The sequence below is a fragment of the Enterobacter cloacae complex sp. I1M genome (assembly GCF_014982425.1).
In the GTDB taxonomy this organism is placed as follows: Bacteria; Pseudomonadota; Gammaproteobacteria; order Enterobacterales; family Enterobacteriaceae; genus Enterobacter; species Enterobacter intestinihominis.
This window is the reverse complement of the sequence record NZ_JADCLG010000029.1, coordinates 21,857-28,352: the sequence shown is the minus strand read 5'-3', so window position 1 is coordinate 28,352 and position 6,496 is coordinate 21,857. Positions and strand designations below refer to the sequence as shown.

The 6,496-nt window shown below is 58.8% G+C and carries 6 protein-coding genes; 4 read left to right on the top strand and 2 right to left on the bottom strand.

The window, feature by feature from the left end:
• Positions 1 to 34: 34 nt before the first annotated feature.
• Together tsr and hpaR are read right to left on the bottom strand one after the other, a co-directional pair.
• Positions 35 to 1,699: a methyl-accepting chemotaxis protein gene (gene tsr / locus INF86_RS17175; RefSeq protein ID WP_023305399.1), complete on the bottom strand. Its 1,665-nt coding sequence runs from the start codon at positions 1,697 to 1,699 to the stop codon at positions 35 to 37.
• Between the two features lie 83 nt (positions 1,700 to 1,782).
• Positions 1,783 to 2,223, bottom strand: a complete 441-nt coding sequence (gene hpaR, locus INF86_RS17170) for a homoprotocatechuate degradation operon regulator HpaR (protein ID WP_045621229.1) — start codon at positions 2,221 to 2,223, stop codon at positions 1,783 to 1,785.
• 269 nt (positions 2,224 to 2,492) lie between these two features.
• On the opposite strand from hpaR, the gene hpaG reads away from it, so the two are divergent.
• The 4 genes from hpaG to INF86_RS17150 are packed head-to-tail and all read left to right on the top strand — an operon-like array spanning position 2,493 to position 6,477.
• Positions 2,493 to 3,770, top strand: a complete 1,278-nt coding sequence (gene hpaG / locus INF86_RS17165) for a 4-hydroxyphenylacetate degradation bifunctional isomerase/decarboxylase (protein WP_193543750.1) — start codon at positions 2,493 to 2,495, stop codon at positions 3,768 to 3,770.
• Positions 3,767 to 5,233, top strand: a complete 1,467-nt coding sequence (gene hpaE / locus INF86_RS17160; protein WP_022646959.1) for a 5-carboxymethyl-2-hydroxymuconate semialdehyde dehydrogenase — start codon at positions 3,767 to 3,769, stop codon at positions 5,231 to 5,233. The genes hpaG and hpaE overlap by 4 nt, the downstream gene beginning before the upstream one ends.
• A gap of 2 nt (positions 5,234 to 5,235) precedes the next feature.
• A complete protein-coding gene (hpaD, locus tag INF86_RS17155) occupies positions 5,236 to 6,087 on the top strand; it encodes a 3,4-dihydroxyphenylacetate 2,3-dioxygenase (RefSeq protein WP_022646958.1) in 852 nt (283 codons plus the stop codon).
• 9 nt (positions 6,088 to 6,096) lie between these two features.
• On the top strand, positions 6,097 to 6,477 hold the full coding sequence (locus INF86_RS17150; RefSeq protein WP_063849728.1) for a 5-carboxymethyl-2-hydroxymuconate Delta-isomerase: 381 nt from the start codon (positions 6,097 to 6,099) through the stop codon (positions 6,475 to 6,477).
• Positions 6,478 to 6,496: the final 19 nt, after the last annotated feature.

Genomic DNA, 6,496 nt, shown 5'->3' with positions numbered 1-6,496 from the left:
AAGGCGTAGCCGCCACCCGGCAAAACACACAACGTCAGAACGTTTCCCAGTTATCGCCCGCATCTGCGGTCGCCGGTTTACGCGCCACTACCGGTGCGGCAACGCTTTTCGCGGAGGCGAACTCGCGCGCCTTCATCTGTTCCTGCTGAATACGGAACACCGCAACGGCCTGCGTCAGACGGCTCGCCTGCTCTTCCAGTGCCGCCGCGGCCGCCGCAGACTCTTCCACCAGCGAGGCGTTCTGCTGGGTCACGCGATCCATCTCAGCCACCGCCAGCCCCACCTGGTCGATACCGCGGCTCTGCTCATCAGACGCAGACGCGATTTCGCCCATGATGTCCGTCACGCGCGTTACCGCATTCACGATCTCACCCATGGTTTCACCGGCGCTTTCTACCAGCGTTGAACCCAACTCCACGCGCCCCACGGAGTCTTCAATCAGGCTCTTGATCTCGCGAGCCGCCTGGGCGCTGCGCTGCGCCAGGTTTCGTACTTCACCTGCAACCACCGCAAAGCCGCGGCCCTGCTCGCCCGCACGTGCCGCTTCTACCGCCGCGTTCAGCGCCAGAATATTGGTCTGGAAAGCAATCCCGTCGATCACGCTGATAATATCGGCGATTTTCTGCGAACTGCCGGCGATGTCGCGCATGGTCTGCACCACGTTATCCACCACTTTCCCGCCTTTCTGCGCGGTTTCGGATGCGCTCAGGGCCAGGTTGCTCGCCTGACGGGCATTCTCGGCGTTCTGCTTCACTGTGGCGGTCAGCTGTTCCATGCTGGCGGCGGTCTCTTCCAGAGAGGCAGCCTGCTGCTCGGTACGGGATGAGAGATCGTTATTGCCCATCGAGATTTCGCTCGCACCGCTGTAAATGGCGTTTGCGCCGTTACGCACGTCACCCACGGTGCGCACCAGCTCGCCCTGCATATGGCGCAGGGAGTCAGCCAGTTCACCCATCTCGTTGGAGCCTTCCACGTCGATGCGCTTCACCAGGTCGCCGCTGGCGATATGACGAATGCTGTCAATCAGACGGTTCAGCGGCGAAATCAGCGCCTGACGAATACCCAGCCAGACGGCAACAATCACCACCAGCACCGCAGCCAGCACGCTAATCAGCACCCAGATAGCCTGGCGGTAAGAGCTGTTGCTGTCTTCAACCGCGGTCTGATAGAGCGCGTCGTTTTGTTGCAGATAGCTGACGTACTGCTTCTCAAAGCCATCCTGATAGCTCTGGGTCGGCTGGTCGAAGAACTCGTTGATCTTGCCCGCCCCCAGCAGCTGGATCAGCTCGGCCAGCGCGCCGTGGTAGATATCGTAATTACGTTTGATTTCCAGTGCCGCAGCGTCGCTCTGACGCGGGTCACGCGGAAGTGCTTCGTAATCCGCCCAGTTTTTTTCCGCCTGTTTCAGAGACGCAGAGGCTATCTGCATCAGCTCGGCGACGGTTGAGCCGCTGCCGATATTGTTCTGATCCATCATATAGCGGATACCCGCGCGGTTCAGGGTGTTACGGGTTTGCAGCAGCGCCACCCAGCTACCGTTCAGGGTGGATTGTTGCTGGCGAATGGTTTGCAGAATGGTGAAATTCTCTTTGTCATGCTTCAGGGCATTGAAGAAAAGACCACCAGACGTGAGTTGTAAAAGGCCAAATATCGCTAAAACCAGCAGTAAGCTGGTGACAATCTTGATACGATTTAACATGTTTTCTCTTTCCTCAGACAGATACAGAATTTTCGGCCTGGAAAGGGAAAACTTTACGAAAATCATCCTGGAATTTAGGGTTTTTACGCTTCGTCCCGCGCGGCAATATGTCGGTTTCCGAGTTCAATAAACTCTTCCAGCAGCGCCGTGAGCTGCTTCATCTTCTCCGGGGTATATTCCGCCTCAATCTGCTGGTACGCCTCTTCCACCTGAGCCTGAGCACGCTGGTACAGCGCGTTGCCTTCTTTCGTCAGCGATACGTACAGCTTGCGCTGGTCATTCACCGGCTTTAAGCGCAGCACCAGACCGTCGCGCTCCATCCGCGTCAGAATGCCGGTCAGGCTTGGGCGCAAAATGCAGGTGCGGAACGCCAGATCGTGAAAATCCATGGAGGGATGCTCGGCCAGCACGCGGACGATACGCCACTGCTGCTCGGTCAGATTATGCCGCTTCACTATCGGGCGGAAGTAGCCCATCGCCGCTTCACGCGCCTGCAACAGCGCGATGGTTAATGAATCATGCATCACCTTCCCCCTTACATCATTAACAAGTAAACAATTTAAAACAGATGCTTTTATAGACAATACGTTGTAACCCCAAAAGTCTAACAGAAACAAAGTCATTTTTTTAATGAATTGATTTAAATGATAATTAACCCATTGGTGTAAATTTATTGTTATTCATATCACAAATTATTCACTTCTGATTGCGAAACGAACAGCAAAAGCATAAAACCAGATCATTAACATATTAATGAAATCATAACTGGACAGTCGGTTTGAGGAGTATGGGAATGAAAGGTACTGTTTTTGCCGTAGCGCTAAACCACCAAAGCCAGCGTGCGGCCTGGGCTGAGGCGTTTGAAAAAGCCCCCTATAACGCGCCGCCAAAAACGGCGGTGTGGTTTATCAAGCCACATAACACCGTTATTCGCGCAGGCGAGCCGATTCCCTTCCCGCAGGGAGAAACCGTGTTAAGCGGCGCAACGGTGGCGCTGGTGGTGGGCAAAACCGCCAGCAAAGTACGCGTTGAAGAGGCGGCGGCGTACATCGCCGGCTACGCGCTGGCCAACGAAATCAGCCTGCCGGAAGAGAGCTTCTACCGCCCGGCGATCAAGGCCAAATGTCGGGATGGATTTTGCCCGCTCGGCGAACCTGTCGCCGTTGATAACGTGGACAAACTGACCATCATCACCGAGATCAACGGTCGCGAAGCGGACCACTGGAACACGGCCGATCTGCACCGCAACGCCGCCGAACTGCTGAGCGCCCTGAGCGAATTTGCCACCCTGAATCCCGGCGATGCGATATTGCTCGGTACCCCGCAAAGCCGCGTCGAAATTCGCCCGGGCGATCGGGTACGCATTCTGGCAGAGGGATTTCCGCCGCTGGAAAACCCGGTGGTGGAGGAACGCGACGTTACCATCGCTTCGCGCACGCCGCCGCACGCCACGCTGTTCGCCCTCGGCCTGAACTACGCCGATCACGCCAGCGAGCTGGACTTCAAACCGCCCACCGAGCCGCTGGTGTTTATCAAAGCGCCGAACACCTTTAACGGCGACAACCAGACCTCGGTGCGCCCAAACAACATTGAATACATGCATTACGAAGCCGAGCTGGTGGTGGTCATCGGTAAAACCACGCGTAAGGTCAGCGAAGCCGAGGCGATGGACTATGTTGCGGGCTACACGGTGTGCAACGACTACGCCATCCGCGATTATCTCGAAAACTACTATCGCCCGAACCTGCGGGTGAAAAGCCGCGACGGGCTGACCCCCATCAGCCCGAACGTAGTGCCAAAAGAAGCCATCCCTGACCCGCACAACCTTCGTCTTCGCACCTACGTCAACGGTGAACTGCGTCAGGAAGGCACCACCGCCGATCTCATTTTCAGCATCCCATTCCTGATTGCGTATCTGAGCGATTTCATGACCCTGCAACCGGGCGACATGATTGCCACCGGCACGCCGAAGGGGCTGTCCGACGTGGTGCCGGGCGATGAGGTGGTAGTGGAAGTGGAAGGCGTAGGCCGCCTGGTAAACCGAATTGTCAGTGAGGAGACTGCAAAATGAAAAAGATTAACCACTGGATCAACGGGAAAAACGTCGCCGGAAGTGAGTACTTCCAAACCACTAACCCGGCCTCCGGCGAGGTGCTGGCAGAAGTGGCCTCCGGCGGCGAAGCCGAAATCCATCAGGCCGTTGCCGCCGCCAAAGAGGCGTTCCCGAAATGGGCCAACCTGCCGATGAAGGAGCGTGCGCGCCTGATGCGTCGCCTGGGGGATCTGATTGACCAGAACGTGCCGGACATTGCCGCGATGGAGACCGCCGACACCGGCCTGCCGATCCACCAGACCAAAAACGTGCTCATTCCACGCGCCTCGCACAACTTTGAGTTCTTCGCCGAGGTGTGCCAGCAGATGAACGGCAAAACCTACCCGGTCGATGACAAGATGCTCAACTACACCCTCGTGCAGCCGGTAGGCGTTTGTGCGCTGGTGTCGCCGTGGAACGTGCCGTTTATGACCGCCACCTGGAAGGTCGCGCCGTGCCTGGCGCTGGGTAACACCGCGGTGCTGAAGATGTCCGAGCTCTCCCCGCTGACCGCCGACCGTCTGGGCGAGCTGGCGCTGGAGGCGGGCATTCCGGCGGGCGTGCTGAACGTAGTGCAGGGCTATGGCGCCACGGCGGGCGACGCGCTGGTGCGTCATCATGACGTGCGCGCCGTCTCCTTCACCGGCGGCACCGCCACCGGGCGTAACATCATGAAAAACGCCGGGCTGAAGAAGTATTCCATGGAGCTGGGCGGCAAATCTCCGGTGCTGATATTTGAAGACGCCGACATCGAGCGCGCGCTGGACGCCGCCCTGTTCACCATCTTCTCAATCAACGGCGAACGCTGCACCGCCGGCTCGCGCATCTTCATCCAGCAGAGCATCTACCCGGAGTTCGTCAAACGCTTTGCCGAGCGCGCCAGCCGCCTGCGCGTGGGCGACCCGACCGATCCGAACACCCAGATTGGCGCGCTGATCAGCAAGCAGCACTGGGAGAAGGTCTCCGGCTACATCCGCCTCGGCATTGAAGAGGGGGCAACCCTGCTGGCGGGCGGCCCGGACAAACCGACCGATCTGCCTGCGCACCTGAAAGGCGGCAATTTCCTGCGCCCGACGGTGCTGGCGGATGTCGATAACCGCATGCGCGTGGCGCAGGAGGAGATCTTCGGGCCGGTGGCCTGCCTGCTGCCGTTTAAGGATGAAGCGGAAGGCCTGCGCCTGGCAAACGACGTGGAGTATGGCCTGGCGTCGTACATCTGGACGCAGGACGTCAGCAAAGTGCTGCGTCTGGCGCGCAACATCGAAGCGGGCATGGTGTTCGTCAACACCCAGAACGTGCGCGACCTGCGCCAGCCGTTTGGCGGCGTGAAGGCCTCCGGCACCGGGCGTGAGGGCGGCGAGTACAGCTTTGAGGTCTTCGCGGAGATGAAAAACGTCTGTATCTCCATGGGCGACCATCCGATTCCAAAATGGGGGATCTGATCATGGGAAAATTAGCGTTAGCGGCAAAAATCACCCACGTGCCGTCAATGTATCTCTCTGAACTGCCGGGCAAAAACCACGGCTGCCGCCAGTCAGCCATCGACGGGCATAAAGAGATCAGCAAGCGCTGCCGCGAGCTGGGCGTCGACACCATTATCGTCTTCGACACCCACTGGCTGGTGAACAGCGCGTATCACATCAACTGTGCGGACCATTTTTCAGGCGTCTACACCAGCAACGAGCTGCCGCATTTTATTCGCGACATGACCTACGACTACGACGGCAACCCGGAACTCGGCCAGCTGATCGCCGACGAAGCGGTGAAGCTTGGCGTGCGCGCCAAGGCGCACAACATCCCGAGCCTGAAGCTGGAGTACGGCACGCTGGTGCCGATGCGCTACATGAACGCGGATAAGCACTTCAAAGTGGTCTCCATCTCGGCGTTCTGCACGGTTCACGACTTCGCCGACAGTCGCAGGCTGGGCGAGGCCATCGTCAGCGCCATCGAAAAATACGACGGCACCGTGGCGGTGCTCGCCAGCGGCTCGCTGTCGCACCGCTTTATCGACGACCAGCGCGCGGAGGAAGGGATGAACAGCTACACCCGCGAGTTTGACCGCCAGATGGATGAGCGGGTAGTGAAGCTGTGGCGCGAGGGGCAGTTCAAAGAGTTTTGCAGCATGCTGCCGGAGTACGCCGACTACTGCTACGGCGAGGGCAACATGCACGACACGGTGATGCTGCTGGGGATGCTCGGCTGGGACAACTACGACGGTAAGGTGGAGTTTCTCACCGAGCTGTTCGCCAGCTCCGGCACCGGCCAGGTCAACGCCGTTTTCCCGCTGCCCGCGTAAGGAGCCACCATGCCGCACTTTATTGCTGAATGTACCGACAACATCCGCGAGCAGGCCGACCTGCCGGGGCTGTTTGCCAAAGTGAACGAGGCGCTCGCCGCCACGGGGATCTTCCCGCTCGGCGGTATCCGCAGCCGCGCCCACTGGCTGGACACCTGGCAGATGGCCGACGGCAAGCACGATTACGCCTTTGTGCATATGACGCTCAAAATCGGCGCAGGGCGCAGTCTGGAGAGCCGGGAAGAGGTCGGTGAAATGCTGTTTGCGCTGATCAAAACGCATTTTGCAGCGCTGATGGCCGCCCGCTATCTGGCGCTGTCTTTCGAGCTCGACGAGCTGCACCCGACGCTCAATTACAAGCAGAACAACGTGCACGCGTTGTTTAAGTAGCCGTCTGCTCGCCCGGTGG